Source organism: Chitinophaga sp. ARDCPP14, from assembly GCF_051362515.1.
Lineage (GTDB): Bacteria > Bacteroidota > Bacteroidia > Chitinophagales > Chitinophagaceae > Chitinophaga.
The window spans coordinates 299,499-319,023 of record NZ_JBKIXB010000005.1; the positions used below are offsets into that span (position 1 = coordinate 299,499).

Consider the following 19,525-nt stretch of genomic DNA (forward strand, 5'->3'; position numbering starts at 1 on the left):
TGTCAGAGCCGGTGTAGGAAAAGCAGTATGGCCAGAGAGAGGTCGCCGTGCCGGTAGAAATACGCTTTGATATCCTTCAGCGCCATCACCATGTGTTCTTTCACAGTATTACGGGAAATGCCCAGCTCCTTTGCGGCCTCCTCATAGCTTTTGCCTTCCTGCCGGCACAGCACAAACACCTTTTGCCGCTGGGAAGGCAGTTGGGTGATAGCGTTGTTGAGCATTTGCTGGTACTGGGCCCACAGCGTCTGGTGATAGGGCGATTCTGTTATTTCGCCGATCCGCTGCATGATCTGAAGGCGGGTAGCTTCGTCGGAAGCATTCTTTTTTAGGAAAGTAAAAGTTTTGTTACGGCTGATTTTATAAAGATAAGCGGGAAAAGATTGCGCAGGGTCCAGCCGGTCGCGGACTTCCCATATTTTCAGGAATACGTCCTGTACAATGTCTTCCGCATAAGCGGGTACTTTCACAAAACGAAGCACCCATCCATACACGTGCCCATTGTATTGGTCGTACAGCTGCATATATGCGGCTACATCGCCCTTCCGGAGCCGCTCCAGGTATTCTGCTTCAGTGATCGTGGAATCCCCCATTTGGCATAAATGTAATAAAATTGGGAATTAGAAAAGTGGATTCTACGGAAAATTGGAGCGGGCATAGTGTATAGGAAGTGCATGGGGAGTCCATGAGTAGTGCATTGGAAGTGCATCAGAAGTCCATGCGAACCCCATTGGTTACCCATAGCCTACCCATGGTATAGGCATTCGTAAAGTATTCGCTACATTATTTCTGTGTCCAGGAAACCAGGAATCATTGCCATGAGTAAATCAGTCCTTTGGGTTAACGCGGTATGCATGGTTCCGGGCAATATGGCCAATTGCGATGCGGGCATCGACAACTCCCCCAGGCTCCCACCGCCCAATAATCTGTATAACTCCAGCACATGCTCCGGCCGAACGATATCCGCGTCGCCGGCTATAATCAGGGCAGGGGTCTTAATATTCCTTATTTCTTCTACCGGCCAGTCTTGCACCTTTTCTTCAAAGGCCCTTACTTTGGCAAGAAGTGCGGGCCAGTCTTCCGGCCGGGCGGCTGTACGCAGGTACTCCGCTTCATAAGGGCTCCCCTTCAGCGCTTCGTTCATCACTTCCGGGGTAAACAGGATGCTAAGATCCGGATGGCGCCCGCTGCTGTTGTAGCTGACGGAGGCCAATATCAGTTTTCTGACGGCGCCCGGTTGGCGGATAGCCACCTGCAGCGCTACACCTGCTCCCGTGCTATAGCCGAAAATATCTGTTTGTGATATATTCAGCACACTGAGTAAAGCAATCACATCATCCGCAAATTGCTCATAAGAAAGCGGACGCTCCGGGATGTCAGTGGTATGCCCGTATCCCTGAAACTCAACGGCGATCACCTGTCTCTCCCCGGCGAGTAGCGGAATTAGCTTTCCAAATGCAGTGCCGATTCCGGAAAGCGCTCCCGGTAACAGCAGGAGCGGCTTTCCTTCTCCGTGTATTTCATAATACATCTTTAGTCCATTCACCTCCGCATAATTCCCATGGATCGTATATTTTTCTGAGATCTGCATAGCTGTTTATTTGCCTGCTAAATTCGCTTCTTGCCGGCAAACAAATCTTGGTATACACCAACATCAGAATATAACGTTGTTAAACAGCTTGCTGAAATTAGTGGGATCTATCCCCAGGTAAGACGCGATGTACTTGTGGGGCACCAGTTGAAGCAGGTCGGGGTTTTTCCTGCAAAACGTTTTATACCGTTCTTCAATGGTCATGGCACGCAGATCGATATGCAGGTCAATCATACCTGCTAACATGGCTTCCGTCATTCGCCTGAAAAGCCTCTCTATTTGCTGCGACTGATCGATCAGTTTCTGCAGGTTATCGTAAGTAATATACTCGAGTTCACTGTCGGTTAAACAGGTTAAAAAGTATTTCGAAGGTTCCTGGAACGAAAAAGATGCTGCGATGGCGCATAGATAAGGGAAATAAGTAAAGGCAAGTGTATAGATCTTGTCGCCCGTATCAAAGTACGACATCTGGACGCCGCTTTTCACAAAGTACAGCTCGCGTTGAATCTGCCCCGGTACCGTAATGAACTCCCCTTTCTTAAACAACCTTACGCCAAGACTATCCGTCAGCAGTTGATAATCGGCTATACTGATATCATGAAATTGCCGGAAAAACTCATATCGCTCCATAAATTCAATTCTTAATATATAGTATATTCACTTTTTAACGCAGGCGCCTTATGAATATAGACAATATAATTGACAGCATATATCCGTTACCGGAAAAATCAAAAGTCTTACTAAAAGAAAATATTTACGAAATAACCTATCCTAAAGGACATGTTTTATTTAAAGTGAACAGGATAGAATCTAAAATGTATTTCATAGCGAAAGGTGTGGTACGGGCATACGCCAATCCGGGTGAGGAAGAAGTAACTTTCTGGTTTGGAAAAGAAGGCGACGCTGTTATCTCCATGAAAAACTATGTGGACAATCAAAAAGGATATGAAACCATAGAATTGCTGGAATCATGCGACCTGTATGAATTAAATACGGATCATTTGCGTAAGCTGTTTAATAAAGATATTCATATCGCTAATTGGGGGCGAAAATTTGCGGAGCAGGAATTGATAAAAATTGAAGAACGGCTTATTTTCAGGCAGTGCAGAACAGCCATGGAACGCTACAAAGAACTAATGACAACTGATCCGGAATTACTGCAGCGGGTACAACTTGGTCATATCGCCTCTTATCTCGGTATGACACAGGTCAGTTTGAGCAGGATCAGGTCTGAATTGAAATAGATTTCAAAGTTTTTATCATTTGTAAAATTTTTACTGCCGGCAACGTGCGACCTTAGCTACTCTAAATCAATTATCATGAACTGGATTATTTTAATCATCGCTGGCTTGTTCGAGGTGGCATTTACCTCCAGCCTTGGAAAAGCAAAAGAATCAACAGGCACCACCATGTATTTGTGGTATGGCGCTTTCCTGTTCTCACTGGTGGCCAGTATGCTTTTACTGATGAAGGCTACTCAAAACCTGCCCCTGGGAACGGCCTATGCGGTATGGACAGGTATCGGCGCAGTGGGCACTGCCTTGATGGGTATTTTTGTTTTTAACGAACCCGCTCATTTCTGGAGACTGTTCTTTATAGCAACATTAATAGGATCTATTGTTGGGCTGAAAGCGGCCTCACATTAGCGATATCAGCCGGTGAAAATTATTGTTGCAAAGAAGCGTCTAATAAATTGTGAGGATCGTTAATTCTTCTTTATTGAACAGGAATTGATCTCCCGCTTTTTTTTGCAGCAATAATTTCGCCAGGGGTGTATAGGGAGACAGGAAAAAGATGGTCTGCTCATCTATCAGTTGCCTGCCCAGTCCTGCTGCAATAAAAAAAGACTGCTCTGCACATTGTACCAGGGCGCCTGTTTGCGGGGTGGTATAAATACTATCCGTATTTACCTGCTGCAACCTTGCCAGTTCCTTTACATGCTCCGCCTGTTGCCGTGCATACATATCTTTCTCCAGGTGGCCCATTGCTCTTCCTGTTTCATATTTATCCCCCGCCGAACTTTTATCTTCACCATTCGCTGCCTCCTGTGCGCGGTCCCCGGCCGATTTAGCCATGGCAATACGTTCGGATATTAACTGCAGCCCTGCCTGTTTTAACCTGGCTTTAAAAGCGATCTTCTCCTGGCTTGTCATAAAGGTTCATTGAATAGCAAGTATAATACAATATTCATTTAACATTACAATCAACAGGTAAAAAACTATCTTTAATAATTCAAATAGATAAAATCAGGCGTTAATGGAAATACCAGCAAACTTCATTAAAATATTTCCGGAATATGAGGATGTTTTTTATGGTGATATAGAAAATCACAGGAAATATTTCCTGCCGTTGTGTTCTGTTAATTTGCAGTTCCTGCCCCAGGGAAAAGATCAGTGGCTGCATTTTGTATCGGTAAAAGAGATATACAACGGCCGGTTAGGCGAAAACACCACCTCTTTTCATACCGACTATACCAGGTGCGATATGCTTGGTTTTGATATTATCGATAGTAAATATAAGTTTGACGCGCCGTGGGAATACTTTACCGTTTCCACTGAAATTTCGCCGGAGAATTACCACCTGGAATATAGCGACGAAGAGATCCAATTTAATTTTAATGATGCGATGTATCAGTTAAAGAAGTCGTATTATAAAAAATTCGGAGAATTATACGACCGGGATTTCCACCGGCCGGGATTAACGGTAGACGACATCAGGAGATTAGAACGGCTGCTGAAACTTACTGCGGATGATTTACGGAACGATGCACCTTCGGATTACATGTCAGAAATTATCGGCAAAAAAACCAACGGGGTAATAGATGAAATTAATACCGGTCATCTTCCACTTGAAGAATGCCAATACACGGGTGACAACCTGATGGAAAAGCCTGTGAATGCAGATGGACACCTTTTTAACTACATAGCCTGTATGGAAGGATACCATTTCCAGGAAAATGCCGCAGATCAGCTCTATTTATTTCATAATGATGAGATAAAGAAGGCGGTAATTTGTTTTGAATATACCTGATAACCGGGATTTTTATCTTGACCCGGTTGCTATAACGAACGCCTTTAATGCAGCCATCTTACCATCACGAAACTGCCATACGTCGCAGTAGTCGTAATCGACCATCGTGCCGTTTTCGTCCTTCATGCTTATTTTGCCGGTTGCCGTAACAAACTCCCCTTCGGCGATGAGGGCTTCGACCATGAACCTGGGCGGCTCCAGGTATGCTGTAGCCATGTATTGTCGAACAGCTTCCTTTCCCCGCAGGGTTTTGTCGCCTACAAATGTCCATTCCGTATCGTCTGTACAGAACGACAGGAACCCCTCATTATCGCCTTTAGTGATAGCTGCATTTGCTTTTTCCAGTATGGCTTTATTATCCGGATTCATGTATTACTGGTTTACTTATTTAACAGGATCTAAAGAACAGGTAAGCGTACCATATCCCAACTGGTCATAACCGCCACTGTTGGGCCCATAGTTACCACCACCGCCTTCCGGTCTTACTGCCTGTGCCATCCGTTGGCAGTTCGGCGCCGCAAGGCCTTTACGGTTCACATAGTGATTATATACCAGTTCCCAGATGGGCCGCATATTACCTCTTCCCCCGCTGCTGATTACCGGTTGGGTAACGCCTACGCAATTGCTGTAGGTAACGTATGGTACGGAATCGCCGAGATTATATTTTGCTACGTATTCAGCACCTTTGAGAAAGCGGTTATCGTCATAGCCGTACAGGTCCTGCCCCTGGTTCCATGCCATCTCACAAAAGGCGCCCATCAGGCCAATACCTAATGTTGCATGGCCCTGGTCGCGGCCACTCTCCTGCCATTGCCCCAGCCCTCCCGGGTGAATAAAATATACCGCATTTCCAATAGCACCATTACCGGCCCCGGATTTAAAATAACTGATGGCGTCATTGTAGATGTCCCGGTTATCACAAAGCACACCGATAGCCAGCAGGGAGTTCATCACGCAAAGGTCCCAGTTGGCGTAGAAATGGCTCATACATCTCTCCTTTCTTGTAATAAAGTTATGATTTAACGGATAAAAAACATGCAGCATCATTTGCTGGAAACGGGTGAAATCGGCCGCTGCCCAGCCATTATACGACCGCATGATTTCCGCTGCATTGGCAAACTGGTATCCATACAAACCGGCGGCGAGGTTCACATCATTATTGCCGCCGAGTCCTTTCAACCTGGCTGACCAGGCATTCATGATCTCTATGGATTTATCGGCATAGGATTTTTCTCCTGAAATCTTCCATCGTAAGGCAGTGGCGTAGGCTGCGGCGATATCATTATACAGCCGTGGGTAATTTTCCGGGTGAACACCGTCTCTGCCCCTGTAAATGGTATCAGCCGGATTCGGCTGCCAGGTGAGGGCTGCGTGTGAGTTGGTTAGTAACTTGTTCCAACCGGACATCCAGGGCTCTGCCTTCTCCGCCACTTTTGTTTTCATACGATCCAGGTCGGCTTGTTTATGCAATAGCCCGGGATGTACAAAAGCGGTATCATGGTCGTTAAGCGCCAGCTGCTGCGTTTTCGTTGACATATCTTTCCTGCATGCCATTAAATATAACAAGGTAAAAACTGCAGTAAACCAGCAAAGTCGAGTTGTTCTCATAGGAAATGAACTATATATGTGCGGCAAATATAATTGTAATAATGACAATTAAAAAAACATGATAACTATACGAGCTGTTTTCTTTTTACTATAGCCGACATATAGAATGGGAATTTAACGTAATGATTATCACCAAAGAACCCGGTTTGGCAGAAACTGTATAATTTTTGTCATTGCAGCCACGCCGATTCGGTTGTATTTTTGTGGTCACAAAGCAACGCATCATGGCTACCAATACTTCCAAACTTGTTGTTATTGTTGTCCTTCCCGGCAGCAGATTGCTGACGCTGGCAGGCCCGGCAGATGTGTTTTCCTTTGCGCAGCAGATGCTGGAAGCGGAATCCGGGGGGCATTCCAAAGGATATGAAGTAGTGTTGGCAAGTGCCACTAACAAGAAGGACCTGCAACTTAACAGTTCCGCCAGGTTGGTGGCTGCCACCACGGTGCATGAAATAGACCGGGAGATAGATACCCTGATGCTGATTGGGGCGCGACTGGAAAACCAACCGGATTCAGATCAGTTTTATCACTGGCTGACCACGCATGCACCGAAGATCAGGAGAATAGCAGGCGTATGTGTGGCCACATTTGTGCTGGCTAAAGCCGGACTGTTACATAACAGGCGTGCTACCACGCACTGGGAGCGTAATGATGACCTGCAGCGCCAATACCCTGATATTATAGTAGATACTACTCCGTTTTTTATAAAAGACGGCAATATCTACACCGCTGGAGGTGTTACCTCCGGCATGGACTTGTCGCTCGCAATGGTGGAGGAAGACTATGGCCGGGACATTGCGCTGCGGGTTGCCAGGAAACTGGTTATACACCTGAAGCGGCCGGGGAATCAGAAACAATTTGGCGGTTTGCTGCCGGGCTATGAGCTGGTGTCTCCGTTGCTGGTACAATTACGTCCCTGGTTACTGGAACACCTGCACGAAAACATCAGTGTGGAGGAAATGGCAGCTCAATGCAATATGAGTGCCCGTAATTTTGCCCGGGTATTTCTGAAAGAAACAGCCTTCACTCCTGCTAAATTCCTCGAGAAATTAAGAGTGGAGATGGCGCGCAATTACCTCGAAAACTCCGCGCTCTCCCTGGAGGAAATAGCCGTGAGATGTGGTCTGGGCGGCCTCGTTTCCATGCGCAGGGTATTCCTGCGTCACCTGGAAATATCGCCCGGCACTTATCGCAGTACTTTCCGTACTGCACTGCATACCGATTAATTTATTCATCTTATAAAATTGGATATCATGAAAATTGCTATCAATGGATTCGGCCGGATAGGAAGAATGACCATGCGGGCACTCCTTGCCCAACCAGGCGCTGAAGTAGTTGCCATCAACGATCTCGCAGATATTAATACGCTGGCACATCTTTTCCGATTTGATTCGGCACACGGTAAGTTTCCCGGAACAGTGGCAGTAAATAATAACGACCTGGTGATCAATGGTAAACATATCCGGTTATTGAATGAACGAAACCCGGAAAACCTGCCCTGGAAGGAGCTGGAAGTAGCGGTTGTCATTGAATCTACCGGACGCTTTACCGCGAAGGAACAGGCGCAGGCGCATATTACGGCCGGTGCAAAAAAAGTGTTGATCACGGCGCCTGCAAGTGGTGGTGTGAAAACCATTGTAGATGGCGTTAACAATAATATCATCAGCCCGGAAGATACCATTCTGTCCACGGCATCCTGCACCACCAACTGTATCGCCCCGGTTTTACATGTACTGCATAACGCCTATGGTGTTGAATCCGGCTTTATGACTACCATACACGCATTTACGATGGATCAGATGTTACAGGATGGTCCGCATAAAGACCTGCGCAGGGCCAGGGCAGCCGCCCAATCGATCATCCCTACCACTACGGGTGCAGCCAAGGCAATAGGAGATGTTTTACCTGATCTTAAAGGTAAGCTGGACGGCTTTTCCTACAGGGTACCGGTTATAGACGGCTCTATTGCAGAACTGACGCTTAACCTGTCAAAGTCTGCCTCCGCAGCGGAAATAAATGAGTTGCTTAAGCATCATGCTGACACTGATCTGGCGGGAATAATGGAATATTCCACAGACCCCATCGTTTCTGTTGATATCCTTGGTAACACCCATTCCTCTATCGTGGACAGCCTGCTGACAAAAAATATAGGCAATACCGTTAAAGTGGTGGCATGGTACGATAATGAGATGGGTATCTCTAATCGTATAGCTGAACTGGTTAGTACGTTATAAGATTATAGATAGAATAGAAAAGCCGCGCGAATCTTAGGATTTGTGCGGCTTTTCCTGCTTTTATCTCCCCTGTTTTAATCCTGATCAAATTAATTATTCCCGTTTTGTATGTATAATAAAATCCTTTTACATACATTTACGTAATTAATATCGGAAATGAAAGGTACAAACCTCGGAGAATTTGAAGAACTGGTGCTACTCACCATTGCAGCGTTGACAAACGAAGCATATAGCGTAGCGGTATGCGACGAACTCTCAAACCATACCGGCCGTTCTGTGAAACTTGGCGTAGTGCACTCGGTGCTCAACCGTCTTGAAGAAAAGGGACTTGTGAAAAGTGAGCTGGGGGAAGCAACGAAAGCCCGTGGCGGTAAACGCAAAAGATTCTATCAACTCACGATGCACGGACAGGCAGCATTGATCAACGCCAAATCGATGCGGGATCAGCTGTGGGCCAGGATACCGGCGCTTGCCTGGAAAAAAATGTAGCATGAAAGAACAACGGCAACACCATCCGCCCGCCTGGGCGCAGCGCTTTGTAGAATGGTATTGTAAACCCGGACTTGTGGAAGACCTTACGGGCGACCTCCACGAGTGCTTCGACCGGAATGTACAATCCATCGGGCCACGCCGTGCGAAGCTGATCTACATCATTGACGCCTTCAAATTCTTCAGAAGTTATACGGTACGAAGATCAATATTTGTCAACCTTTTTACGAACCGCATTATGATCGGAAGCTACGTTAAAACATCAGGGCGCAACATCATGCGCAACAAGCTGTTCTCCTTCATCAATATCCTGGGACTTGCCATCAGTATGTCCGTTGGGTTACTACTGATCGCGTTTCTGCTCGACCTGCGTTCGTACGACAGGTTCCATAAAAATGGCGACAGGATCTATCGCATCACCAACGTATTAACCTCCAACAGTGAAGAAAACGGCAAGTTTGCGTCTACCTCCATAAAGACGGGAAAGCTCATCCGCGAGAAGGTAAGCGGTATTGAAGAAGTGACTACGATGCGCAACAACTTTTCGGGTGATGCGAAGGTAGGAGACAATATTATTCCCATCCAGGGCTACTGGGCAGAGCCTTCGCTGTTCAGGGTTTTTACTTTTCCGATGCTGGAAGGCAACCCCGAAACGGCACTGAAAGATCCGTATTCGGTTGTGCTCACTGAAACGGCAGCAAGAAAACTGTTCGGTAACCAGGCGGCGCTCGGAAAGGCCATCAGGATTGATACCGCCGTTTACCAGGTGACCGGTATTATGAAGGACGTTCCCTTCTTTTCTCATCTCAGTTTTGAAGCGCTGGTGTCGTTGTCCACAGCTGAGCAAACCAATAAAGGTGATAAAAATTTTGACGCATGGACCAACATGTGGTCCCATTCGGTGTACGTGCTCCCCTCAAAAAATGCCGACATGGATGCCATCCGGTCGCAGCTCAACGCACTTGCAGGAACGGAAAATCTCGCTGAAGAAAATACAAAGATTCAGCTCGAACTGCTTCCTTTATATCACATCGTGGTTGGAGAGAGCCTCCGTCAATCCGAGGGTGGGCCTGGCTTTGCAGGCCCTCACATGCCCCCTGTGGTGCTTTGGATACTTGGCGGGCTCGCATCTGTTGTGATACTGTCTGCCTGCTTCAACTACACCAATCTTTCCATAGCACGCGCAATGCGCCGCATTAAGGAAATAGGTCTCCGCAAAGCTATCGGCGCCGGAAAGAGCCAGGTGAGGCTGCAGTTCCTGGCCGAGGCGGTCATGATTTCCCTGGCCTCCCTTCTGCTTTCCTTCCTCCTGTTTCTTATATTACGGCCGATGCTGATCAACATGGCCCCCGAGATGCAGCATACCGTAAAGCTCGATCTCACACCATCCATGATTGCAGCCTTCATCGTTTTTGCGGTGGCTGTAGGTGTTATCGCCGGATTCATTCCTGCTATATTCTTTTCGAAAGTAAGTCCGATCAATGCGTTCGGAAATGCTTCCTCCGTGAAAATGTTCAAACACCTGACCTTCAGGCGCGCATTGGTGGTGATTCAATACACCGTTACACTGATCTTTATCACTACTACCGCCGTCGGCTATGTGCAGTATAAAAACATACTGGCATTCGACCTGGGATTCAGCACCGCCAATATTCTGAACATCAACATGCTGGATAATAAACCCGACGCCATGCTCCAGGAACTCAGTGAGCTGCCGGAAGTAACGGCGCTGTCCCGGTCGCTGATTACAACAGGCGTTGGGAATGCATGGGGCAGTAATATGAAATACAAAGACTCGCGGGATTCTGTGCTGGTCATGACCAACCACGTTGATGAAAACTATTTGCCGCTGCATAACTATAAACTCGTTGCCGGCGGAAATTTCATTGCCCGGCCGGCCACCGCCCAGGCCACCGGCGAGGTAATCGTTAATGAGCAGGTGGTAAAGCGATTTAACATCGGCGCCAATAATCCCCGGAAAGCCATCGGGGAACAAATCATATTGAATGGACGCAAAATGACCATTGTTGGTGTAATGCAGGACTTTCACTACGGCAAAGTGGACAACCTCATCGGACCGGTAGCCTTCACCTTCTGGATACCTGAAGACAGGGCCATCATCAGCGCCAAGATACATAGCACCGACATGCCGGCTACCTTAGCCAGGATCGAATCCATATGGAAGAAGATCGATCGTGTTCACCCGTTTACGGCTGAATTTTATACCGAAGAAATAGAAGATGCATACAGCGAATTTTCCACTATGATCAAGATCATTGGTTTCCTTTCGGTTTTGGCCATTTCCATCGCATCAATGGGGTTGTTCGGAATGGTGGTATTCACTACCGAAACAAGACTAAAAGAAATCGGCATCCGCAAGGTGATGGGCGCCAGCATAGGCAACCTTATATACCTGCTGAGCCGTGGCTTTCTATTGCTGCTCTCCGTGTCGGCGATCATCGCCCTGCCGGTAACTTACATTTTCTTCAGCGCCGTTGTGCTCCCGAATTTCCCCTATCATACACCCGTTCATATCACCGAGCTTTTCGCAGGCTTACTCGCGGTGTTACTCATCGCGTTGATTATGATCGGATCACAAACATTAAAGGCCGCGAGGAGCAACCCGGTAGCGGTTTTAAAGAGCGAGTAACAGGAGAAATATCATTAAACTAAGCATAATATGGTTAGCAGGAGTGAAACTGAAATGATGGAATTAATAATGGGAGTGGCAGAAAGAACACCTCAGATACTGGCTGTATTGCAGGATGGATCGCGATCTAATCCTAATGTAACAAAGGATATCTTCCAGGATTACGATATTATTTATGTGGTAGAGAGTCTCGACCCATTCGTACAGGATCATAGTTGGGTGGATGTATTTGGAGAAAGAATGATAATGCAGATGCCGGAAGACATGGAACTGTACCCACCTTCACCGGAACTGGCAGGCGCATTCTCTTACCTGTTGCAGTTCAAAGATGGGAACCGTATTGATCTGGTAATAGTACCCCTGGAAATACTGGATCACTTCACCAGTGATAGTCTTTGTAAAGTTATATGGGATAAAAAGGGCGTGTTAAATGATCATCCCCTCCCTCCTGCAAGCGACGGGAGTTATATCGTACAAAAGCCATCAGCACGTTCGTTCATCGATTGCTGTAACGAATTCTGGTATACCAATGCCGGCCTGGCAAAGGGATTGTGGCGCGAAGAAGTGATACTGGTCAAGGAATTACTCAACCAGGTTATTCGCCAGGCATTGATACAGATGATGGATTGGTATATTGGCTGCCGTCATGGATTTACAGTCAACCCAGGCAAGTTTGGAAAATTCTACCAGCGTTACCTGGAGCCGGAAGTTTACGAAAAAATGCTGGCCACTTATTCAGATGCCGACCTGCAACATATATGGCAGGCAGTGTATACTACCATGGATCTCTTCAGCAATTCCGCCAGGTTTGTTGCAACGCAGCTGGGTTATGAGTATCCGGAAAGTTGGGATAGGGATGTAACGGCTTATATGGTGCATGTGCGGCAGTTGCAGAAGGATGCGGAAATGATTTATGCACCGGAATAAATGCCTTTTCCTTTTGCATAATCTAAAAAAAATACAGGCTTGCTGGAAAAGCTGTTGTGTATTACCTTTGCGACTTACAAGCAAAATACATGAGTCAATTTCCGCATATAAACCTGTCATTAAAGAACAAACTGACATTCACGGCCAACCCGGTAAACGTAGTACCATTGCCGGATGGAGAGATCCTGATGAACTTTGCAAGTCAGCCGCTGATTACAAAGCTCAATGCCAATCTTGAAATTGTCTGGGAAAAAATCATGCAGGGACGGAATGCGAACTATGTCAGCAGCAAGCTGTCGGCCTCTCCTGATGGCCGCCTGATTGCCATTGCGGGTATAACCGATATGCGCATTCTCGATGCAGAAGGGACCATGGTATTACATTCGGTGGAACATAAGTCCTGGGGCTGGTTCCTGGGTGCGGCCTGTTATTTCGCCAGGGATAATAAGACGATCTGGTATGTACTACCAGGCGATGAAAATGAAACTGACAAGCTGCAGGTAATGGATACGGCTACTTTTGAAGTAATTGCTGCTTACCCCCTGCTGGAAAGCCAGCAATACGCCTATGCTTTTCACACGACGCCCAACAATGGTATTATCCTGCTCGAAGCCTCTGCTGGTCAGGAGAAAACCATCCTGATGCAGTTACAGCTGAACAACGGCGTCATTTCCCTCGCTGAACTTACCCAATGCAGTGATATGATCATGGGCAACTTTGCCCCATCCGGGAAAGAGTTTGTTATGGCTCCGCATTATGATGGGCCGTTAGCCATCTACTCCTTCCCTGAAATTGCCAAAGTAGCAGAGCAGGATCAGGAGGCTATTTTCGACGGCAGTAAAGATTTTCCCGCTGCTGAACCGGATAATATCAACTACAGTGTATTTTTTGTAGATGATCATAACATCCTGGTGGTTTCGCAGTTTGGACGATTGCTGTTGCTGGACAGAAAAGATTTACGATGTAAAGCAGAGGTAATGCCGGAGGGTATTGAATTTACAGCGTACAACCTGGATGGCAATCCGACTACCAACCCGGATTATATCTTTGATTACAGCAGTAATATTATCAATGTAATGATTGTGCATGACATGCTGTTGATGACGACCGGTGAGGGTGAGTTGCGCAGTTATGGGCTGCCTGTCTCATAAAAAATAGAGTCTCCCGGAAAAAGATAATCATTCCGACCTCAGGCTCTTTACCGGATTTGCAATAGCCGCTTTAATAGCCTGGAAACTGACGGTAAATACAGTGATGAGGATAGCCGCCATCGCCGCCAGTACGAATGCCACGGGGCTGATTGTGATCCGGTATTCGTATTTAGTCAGCCAGTTTTGCAAATAATGATAAGCAACCGGGGATGCGATCAGGCAGCTGATCAACACCAGCAGGAGAAAATCTTTTGAAAGCAGTAACCATACCTGGGGAATAGAAGCACCGAGCACCTTGCGTATTCCAATTTCTTTGGTTCGTTTTTCTGCTATGTAGGAGGCCAGGCCAAAAAGGCCGACACAAGAGATCATGATAGCCAGCGAAGCAAAGATGCCTGCGAGCTTTCCAATCAGCGATTCAAAATCGAATTTTGCCGCATAGCTTTCATTTACAAAACGATATTGAAATGGAATAGTTGGATTATAACGATTGAAAACCGGAGCAAGTTTTGCGAGCGCTGCTTGTGTATTGACGTGAGGTGATAAACGGTAGGTCACTACATTTGACCAGCCTGGCTCGTAAACAAAAATGGTTGGAACCGAGCCTGAAAATGGCGACAACATTAACGCATCTTTAACTACGCCGATGACTGTAGCCCGTTGTTCCACTGTGTGCCAGGTAATGATCTGGTTGATTGGATCCCTATACCGCATACGCTTAACAGCCGCTTCATTGAGAACAACGCTCAGGGAATCCGCACCTTGATTTCCGGTGAAATTTCGTCCGTTTACCATTTTCATACCCAGCGTTTTAAAATAATCCGCATCGGATACACCGATAACTGCCAGGCTCAGCGTCTCACCAGGCAATCTGCCTGACCAATCTGTTACGCTGTTACTGGCCCAAAGCTCAGTAACGGGACTGGACGATTTAGTGACGCTGCTAACAACGCCCGTACCCATTATTTCGTTTTTAAAGGCCTCATAATTACGCGTCAGGTCCCCGGTAGCATCAGTCATCAATAAACGGCTGGCATCATACCCTACAGGCCTGTTCCTCGCATGCTGGATCTGCTGATAAATAATGATCGTGCTAATGATCAGTATAATAGAACAGGTAAACTGCACCACTACCAAGACTTTTCCGGGAAGGTTGCCGCCTTTTCCTGCCTGCATGGATCCTTTTAAAACTTTTACCGGGTTAAAGGAAGACAGGTAAAAAGCTGGCCGGCTTCCGGAAAGCAGGCCTGTAAACAGGACGTAGCCTGCCATGGCCAGCCAAAACAAGCCATTAGCAAAAGGAATGCTGATGGTGGTATGGGTAAGATTGTTAAAAGCCGGGAGTACCAGGACGACTAAAAGCAGTGAAAGCAAAAATGCCACCAGGGTTAAGGTCATGGATTCGGTTAAAAATTGTAAAATCAAGTCTTTACGGCGGGAGCCTATGGCTTTACGGATGCCCACTTCGCGCGCCCTTTTTTCTGAACGTGCTATGGAGAGATTCGTGAAATTGATACAGGCGATAACCAGGATGAGGATTCCGATGAGCGCGAACATCTTCACGTAATCTATCAGGCCACTAGTTGCTACTCCATTCCTATACTCCGAAAATAAATGCCAGTCCTTTAAAGGTTCCAGGAACAGCGCCGCTTTTGTCTGTCCAAAATACTTAGGACTGTGCTTAACCAGTACTCCCTTTATTTTAGGTGCCAGATCTGCATAAGAAATATTAGGCTGCAAGGCAACAAAGGTCTGGAAAGAATTATTGTTCCAGTCATCAAGTGAATTTTTAACCCCTTCATCAGTAGCTGAATAGTAGGCAAAAGGCACAATAAAGCTAAATTGAAATGTAGAATTAGCTGGCAGGTCCTTGAGTATACCGGAAACACGTAAATCATGCGAATTATCAATGCGCACCATTTTTCCCACCGGGTCTTCCTGGCCAAATAAGGCAACTGCCGTAGTTTGTGACAGCACAATGGAATATGGATCACTCAGCGCTGTACCTGCATTACCCTGTATAAACGGATATTGAAAAATTTTCAGGAAGTCACTTCCGGCCATTGCGCCATTAACGTTTATTCTTTTATCACCAACGCTCAGCGGATGCGGCCCCATCCAGTCCGTTTGTGCAACATACTTAATCTCCGGAAATTCTTCTTTCAGTGCCTGTGCCAATGGCAGGTTGGTGGAATTGGAAGTATTGATCTCACCGTTATTATTTGTATTATATCTTACCTTGTAGACCTGTTGGCAACCAGGTAGAAAGCGATCATACGAAACCTGCACATAAACCCATAAGCCGATGAGCAAGGCCGCGGCCATTCCGGAAGCCAATCCCAGAATATTCAACGCACTGTATACTTTATTGCGTATGATACCGCGCCATGCAGCCCTGAAATAAGTCTTTAGCATTTGAGCCGGGTCGCCAAAAAAATGCCAGGAATTAAGCAATATGATAATCAATAAATTATAGTAGTGCTTTCGGTTCACCTGTTCGATAATGAACAATAAATCGTTCACTTGTAGAACAGTTACTATTAACCAGCAGCAAACGGCCTTCCAAAAACGCTTCCGCTAAAAACTTTCTCTAAAATTATCCGACATACCGCTACAGGAACTGACCGGGTATGCTCCCGAATAAGTAACAAAAAAATTAGTATGAAAAAGTTGATCTTATTACTTTCACTCGTTTCCTTTTTTACCGGGATAAACGCGCAACAAAACTATTTTAATCCCACCGTAAGGGTGAAGGACTACCTTGAACCTGCTATCCCTCATGCCAGCCAGGACAAAGAATTACGTAATAAGCTGTCGCGCCTTAATAAGAAACCCAATATCCTTATCTTCCTGGTAGATGATATGGGGTATGGCGATATCGGTGTTTATGGAGGAGGATATGCTGTGGGCGCCCCTACCCCCAATATGGACAGACTTGCACATGAAGGATTACAATTAACCTCCACTTATGCCCAGCCAACCTGTACCCCAAGCCGCGCGGCCCTGATGACAGGAAGGATCCCGGCAAGGTCTGGTCTAACAAGACCGACATTAACAGGTGAACATCCAAAAGTAAACCCCTGGGCATCCGAAAATACGACCGCGAAAATCCTCTCTCAAAATGGATATAAAACTTCTATTTCCGGTAAATGGCATCTTGGTGAAACCAAAGGAAGCTTGCCAAATGAAGTGGGGTACGACGAATGGCTTGGATTCTCTGCTGTACAATCGGAATATGCACAGTTTGTAAATGAATGGATTTATCCGGATCTGATTAATAAACCGGACAGATTTGAAGCCATGAAAAAACTGGTTGACCAATCCATACTAACCGGTAAGAAAGGTGAGGATAACAAGGTAGTACAGCCTATCGCCAATATCGAAGAACTTTCCAAAGTTGATCAGATTTTCGCTGATTACAGCGAGGACTTCATCAAACGCTCCGTGAAAGAAAATAAGCCTTTCTATCTTATTCACTCCTTTTCTAAAGTGCATAATGATAATTATGTTTCTAAAGGCTACAAGGGTAAGAGCCCGGCGGCATTTCCCTACAAAGATGCCGTGGTGGAAGTGGACGACATTGTGGGACGAATTATGCAACTGTTAAAAGAAATGAATATCGAAGAGAACACCTTTGTATTCCTGACTTCAGATAACGGGCCTAATGAAGATGTTTGGCCTGATGGAGGCTACACACCTTTCAGAGGAGGCAAAGGCACTACCTGGGAAGGGGGGGTACGCGTGCCTGGTATTGCATACTGGAAAAACATGATCAAATCCGGACGCATCAGCGATGGCTTATTTGATCTCTGTGATCTCTTTAACACCTCACTGTCACTCGCCGGCGTAGCAGATAAAATACCGGCCGGCAATTACATCGATGGCGTGGATCAGGCATCATTCTTACTCTCGGATACCGGCCAGTCCAACAGAAACGCAGTTTTTATGTACTCAGAAACCAAATTTATGGCCATCAGATGGCAGGAATACAAGCTGCACATGAAAGTATTTAATACTTCTGCTCCAAGAAAAAACCTGGATCAATCAACTATCGAGAGTATTGGAATGAGTCCATGGGTATATAACCTGTATGTTGACCCTAAGGAACAACTGAGTAGCGGTCATCGCTACTTTGAATGGGGAATACCAGGGATGATGGGGCTTATTTCGGCACATATGGCTACCTATCAAAAATATCCGATGAAAGATATCGGGTTGAAGAAACCCGGAGCCGATTGACTTGTCGAACTTCAATACTTACGGAGTATTCATAAAAAGAACCTGCGTTATACGCAGGTTCTTTTTATGTGCAAACCCCAAACCCATTACTTACCGCCCCGGATCATATCCAATGTATATTGAATCTCCGGATCTTTACCAGCATGGATATATTGCTGAAACGCTTCAAAAGTCAGCTCCTTATCTGGCTGACTCCCCCGGCCGTTATCCTGCTTTGCCTTCATAAAATATACTTCGCTCATCGGAACGGTTAACTTACTTTTCGTTTTAGGCAGTATATAGGTATTGAACCATGCGGCTGTTGTAGACGCTTCGCCGCTACCGGTTTCGGTGCCTACCAGCACACCACGTTTGTTATTCTTCACCAGCGCCGCAAAGTAGGTGGCCGCACTTACCGTACCGCCGCTGATCAGCACATATACGTTCCCTTTAAAGTTATTCTTATCTGGCGGATAGTTGGAAATGGAACCTTCCGTCAGGCGTGCATTGCCATAGTAAAACCCCGCCGCGCTGTCGTAATCGAACCGTTGTTTCAGGAAGTTCTCCGTCTCCTTTACTTCCGTTTCTGCCATCTTGGTTCCGTAACCATTCAACAGGTTTTCGGGATCATGCATCTGTATGTTCTTTGTGCGGTAATTGAATACATTATCGAACGGACGTAACGCCACAAAGGAATACAACAGGGCAGACATGTTCGGGTTACCACCTCCGTTCGACCGGATATCTATGATAACGTTACTGATATTCCGCTTCTTTACTTCTGCGAAAAAGTCGTTCAGCTCCTTATACATCGCATTTTCCTGCAGCATAAATGTAAGAACCGTCAGGATGGCGGTAGATTCCTTCTCCTGGTATTCCTTTGTTACGTAGGCACGCTTCAGGAAAGTATTAAAGGGCAGCTCTCCCAGGCTCCGGTTATGATAACCGGTTTTGGCGTCTACTGCTTTCAGCTGTATGGTCGTGGAATTTTTAGCGCCGTACTCTTTGTATACCACCTCATAGCTGGTGGCTTCCGGAAAAATGAGGCTGATAAACAAACTAAGACTTGTTCCGGTGCGATCGGCGCCTGTTCTGATAAAGCCATCACTATAAGTGGCGTAGCCAATTTCGCTCAGCAGCTTTGCGGCAGGCACTTTATTAATACTCAGTATCTCTGCACCAAAAGGAATGGTTTCTCCTTTCGCATTAACAATGATCCTGTCTTTAAAAGTGGTAGTCGCCAGGGGAAAGTGATTCATGCCATATAATACATTCACCACGCGTTCCTCATCATAATCCAGTTTCAGATGCACATCATTGAATAACTGTACGGGAGAATACCGCAAACCGCTTAATATCGATGGATCTTTATCCAGCCTGTTCATCAGGGAATCCATTTTACGGTTAAACGTAACAGTGTCCGTGAACTTATAAGGATTCGGATGTTGCTTCTTCAACAGCTCAACGGCATATTTAAAATCATCTTTCAAATCCTGCCTGGTAAACCCGGTAAAAGGTTGTACCTGGGCCATAACAGAGGTGGAGAGCAGGGACATAAGTATCCCTGAGGCAAAAATTTGCTTCATGCTATTTGTAATTTTTTAAATAGTTGATATGTTCAGGTGAG

18 protein-coding genes are annotated in these 19,525 nt (G+C 46.2%); 10 read left to right on the plus strand and 8 right to left on the minus strand.

Features of this window, described 5'->3' with window-relative positions; all coding sequences use genetic code 11:
* Positions 1–2: 2 nt before the first annotated feature.
* From ACLHR0_RS16265 to ACLHR0_RS16275, 3 genes are all read right to left on the minus strand, one after another.
* Positions 3–593, minus strand: coding sequence for an RNA polymerase sigma factor (locus ACLHR0_RS16265; protein ID WP_429049303.1), 591 nt, complete (start codon positions 591–593; stop codon positions 3–5).
* 185 nt (positions 594–778) lie between these two features.
* Positions 779–1,591: an alpha/beta fold hydrolase gene (locus ACLHR0_RS16270; protein WP_436487945.1), complete on the minus strand. Its 813-nt coding sequence runs from the start codon at positions 1,589–1,591 to the stop codon at positions 779–781.
* Between the two features lie 63 nt (positions 1,592–1,654).
* Complete coding sequence (locus ACLHR0_RS16275) at positions 1,655–2,221, minus strand: Crp/Fnr family transcriptional regulator (RefSeq protein ID WP_436487947.1); 567 nt, start codon at positions 2,219–2,221, stop codon at positions 1,655–1,657.
* A 50-nt stretch (positions 2,222–2,271) separates the two neighbouring features.
* On the opposite strand from ACLHR0_RS16275, the gene ACLHR0_RS16280 reads away from it, so the two are divergent.
* Together ACLHR0_RS16280 and ACLHR0_RS16285 are read left to right on the plus strand one after the other, a co-directional pair.
* On the plus strand, positions 2,272–2,835 hold the full coding sequence (locus tag ACLHR0_RS16280) for a Crp/Fnr family transcriptional regulator (RefSeq protein WP_429049310.1): 564 nt from the start codon (positions 2,272–2,274) through the stop codon (positions 2,833–2,835).
* 75 nt (positions 2,836–2,910) lie between these two features.
* Positions 2,911–3,237, plus strand: a complete 327-nt coding sequence (locus ACLHR0_RS16285; protein WP_370911936.1) for a DMT family transporter — start codon at positions 2,911–2,913, stop codon at positions 3,235–3,237.
* Positions 3,238–3,276: 39 nt separating this feature from the next.
* Here the strand turns inward: ACLHR0_RS16285 and ACLHR0_RS16290 are convergent, their stop codons facing one another.
* The gene (locus tag ACLHR0_RS16290; RefSeq protein WP_436487950.1) at positions 3,277–3,744 is read right to left on the minus strand and encodes a hypothetical protein; all 468 of its coding nucleotides are present in this window, start codon (positions 3,742–3,744) and stop codon (positions 3,277–3,279) included.
* 103 nt (positions 3,745–3,847) lie between these two features.
* Between ACLHR0_RS16290 and ACLHR0_RS16295 the strand changes: the two genes are divergently transcribed.
* Positions 3,848–4,621, plus strand: coding sequence for a hypothetical protein (locus tag ACLHR0_RS16295; RefSeq protein WP_436487951.1), 774 nt, complete (start codon positions 3,848–3,850; stop codon positions 4,619–4,621).
* Between the two features lie 12 nt (positions 4,622–4,633).
* On the opposite strand, the gene ACLHR0_RS16300 is transcribed toward ACLHR0_RS16295, so the two are convergent.
* Both ACLHR0_RS16300 and ACLHR0_RS16305 read right to left on the minus strand, forming a co-directional pair.
* Positions 4,634–4,990 carry a nuclear transport factor 2 family protein gene (locus ACLHR0_RS16300; RefSeq protein ID WP_436487952.1) on the minus strand — a complete coding sequence of 119 codons (357 nt, stop codon included), beginning with the start codon at positions 4,988–4,990 and terminating at the stop codon, positions 4,634–4,636.
* Between the two features lie 15 nt (positions 4,991–5,005).
* Positions 5,006–6,157 (minus strand): alginate lyase family protein, encoded by a 1,152-nt coding sequence (locus tag ACLHR0_RS16305; protein WP_436487954.1) that lies wholly within the window; start codon positions 6,155–6,157, stop codon positions 5,006–5,008.
* 296 nt (positions 6,158–6,453) lie between these two features.
* On the opposite strand from ACLHR0_RS16305, the gene ACLHR0_RS16310 reads away from it, so the two are divergent.
* The 6 genes from ACLHR0_RS16310 to ACLHR0_RS16335 all read left to right on the plus strand — a co-directional run bounded on the left by ACLHR0_RS16310 (position 6,454) and on the right by ACLHR0_RS16335 (position 13,680).
* Positions 6,454–7,455: a GlxA family transcriptional regulator gene (locus ACLHR0_RS16310; RefSeq protein ID WP_436487956.1), complete on the plus strand. Its 1,002-nt coding sequence runs from the start codon at positions 6,454–6,456 to the stop codon at positions 7,453–7,455.
* 27 nt (positions 7,456–7,482) lie between these two features.
* A complete protein-coding gene (gap, locus tag ACLHR0_RS16315) occupies positions 7,483–8,463 on the plus strand; it encodes a type I glyceraldehyde-3-phosphate dehydrogenase (protein ID WP_436487958.1) in 981 nt (326 codons plus the stop codon).
* A gap of 156 nt (positions 8,464–8,619) precedes the next feature.
* A complete protein-coding gene (locus ACLHR0_RS16320) occupies positions 8,620–8,952 on the plus strand; it encodes a PadR family transcriptional regulator (protein WP_370911929.1) in 333 nt (110 codons plus the stop codon).
* A gap of 1 nt (position 8,953) precedes the next feature.
* A complete protein-coding gene (locus ACLHR0_RS16325; protein ID WP_436487961.1) occupies positions 8,954–11,602 on the plus strand; it encodes an ABC transporter permease in 2,649 nt (882 codons plus the stop codon).
* Between the two features lie 30 nt (positions 11,603–11,632).
* Entirely contained in the window at positions 11,633–12,529 is an 897-nt protein-coding gene (locus ACLHR0_RS16330; protein ID WP_436487963.1) for an aminoglycoside 6-adenylyltransferase, read from the plus strand.
* A gap of 89 nt (positions 12,530–12,618) precedes the next feature.
* Positions 12,619–13,680 (plus strand): hypothetical protein, encoded by a 1,062-nt coding sequence (locus ACLHR0_RS16335; RefSeq protein WP_436487965.1) that lies wholly within the window; start codon positions 12,619–12,621, stop codon positions 13,678–13,680.
* A gap of 27 nt (positions 13,681–13,707) precedes the next feature.
* Here ACLHR0_RS16335 and ACLHR0_RS16340 read toward each other — a convergent pair whose 3' ends face one another.
* Positions 13,708–16,203, minus strand: a complete 2,496-nt coding sequence (locus ACLHR0_RS16340) for an ABC transporter permease (RefSeq protein ID WP_436487967.1) — start codon at positions 16,201–16,203, stop codon at positions 13,708–13,710.
* 138 nt (positions 16,204–16,341) lie between these two features.
* On the opposite strand from ACLHR0_RS16340, the gene ACLHR0_RS16345 reads away from it, so the two are divergent.
* Positions 16,342–17,919, plus strand: a complete 1,578-nt coding sequence (locus ACLHR0_RS16345; RefSeq protein WP_436487969.1) for an arylsulfatase — start codon at positions 16,342–16,344, stop codon at positions 17,917–17,919.
* 86 nt (positions 17,920–18,005) lie between these two features.
* Here ACLHR0_RS16345 and ACLHR0_RS16350 read toward each other — a convergent pair whose 3' ends face one another.
* A complete protein-coding gene (locus ACLHR0_RS16350; RefSeq protein WP_436487971.1) occupies positions 18,006–19,484 on the minus strand; it encodes a S41 family peptidase in 1,479 nt (492 codons plus the stop codon).
* Between the last annotated feature and the right edge of the window lie 41 nt (positions 19,485–19,525).